1 pseudogene is annotated in these 1,363 nt (G+C 60.6%); it reads right to left on the bottom strand.

The features are described 5' to 3' along the window. Window positions 1-1,363: pseudogene (locus BN2503_RS18955) on the bottom strand (Tn3-like element IS1071 family transposase); the annotation flags it as partial.

The following is a 1,363-nucleotide window of genomic DNA, read 5'->3' as shown; positions in this document are numbered from 1 at the left end:
ATGGCCACGCCCGCCTGGCGCTCATTGAGCACAAAGGGCTGCGCATGGAAGATGCCCCACCGGTCTTTTACATGGGAGTAGATTCCAATGGAAGGTGTGTTGCGCCGAGGATCAAGCCGGGCTTGCCACACCCGTTTGGTGGTCTCCATGCTCATCATGTCAGAAGATGCCAAATCGGACCGCCCCCAGGTGGCGGCAATCGGGTGTCGCTGCATGAATTCCAGCACAGCCTGGCAGGCCTGGCTCAGACGCCGTTCGTCCCGCGCCCAGCGCATGGCCTGGCGAATGCTGGTGGCAGACAATTGCGGAATCATGCGCGCGCATTCGACCGCAGTCAGACTGGTGCCGTGGGCCATGATGCCGGCATAGACCATCAGCAGCTCGTCGGTAGAGCGCGGCTCACGTCCGAGCATGATCCAGCTAAAGCGCACCTGGGCGTCAACGGCCAGAATCACTTCCGGCAATTGAACCTCACCGATGCGGTGATCCAAAGCCGCGCGCAGCTTGGTCACTTCTGGGTCTTCGTCCTCTGCGGGCAATGGCGACAAATGGAGTTCATCATCCACGCGCAGTACGCCACTGCGGGCTGCAGCGGCCACCGCATCGACACCGGCAGTTACTCTGGCCAGCAAAGGCTTCAAGAAAGTGGCAGCCTTGCTGGGTAACGATAGACGGGCATAGTGTTTCTTGGACTCTGCCTGCCAACGCTCGTCCGTGAAGAACAAGCGCGCACGACCCCGAAAGCTCAGGCTGTGCTCAATCCAGACCGAGCCATTGCGCACCGCGCGGCGCAGGGCAAACAGGGTGGCCACCTCCAACGCCTGAAACGCCCGTTCCCGGTCTGGGCTGGAGATCGAAACCTGCCAGATCATTCCCAGACTTGGTGCCACCACTTCAACTGGCAGCTTTCTGGATCCTTTGAGATATAAAGCTTGCAGCTTGGCAAGGTACTCGATGGCAGGATGCTCGCCGGTGGCCTGCCAGGGCAGCTTTGCAATGGCGACGAGCAACGACCGCACGGGGCGAATTCCATCAATCAATCCCTCGCGGACCAGGGAGGCCCTGCTCGGTGGTTTGCGTTTCTGGGTTTCGGTGATCAAGGCTTCAAGACGGGCACGCAACTCAGCATCTGGCACCGCACCTTGCGCGCTCAAGGCAACAAGTTCGCCGAGCAGCGTTTTGTACATTGCGGCCCAATTGACGGTAGCGGGGACATCGGCGGCAGCCTGACGCCACAGATCGGCGATCCGGCGCTGCACCATAAGGATCAACTGGTCTGTGGTGGTGAACAGGCAATACCGAAGAAAGCATGCGACCTCCACGGTGCGCGCTGGCTCTTTGATCTTGGCTCCGGCTGAGGGCG

The sequence above is a fragment of the Paenacidovorax caeni genome, from assembly GCF_001298675.1.
Lineage (GTDB): Bacteria > Pseudomonadota > Gammaproteobacteria > Burkholderiales > Burkholderiaceae_C > Paenacidovorax > Paenacidovorax caeni.
The sequence above is the reverse complement of the archived record's forward strand: the minus strand, read 5'-3'. Positions and strand labels throughout refer to the sequence as shown.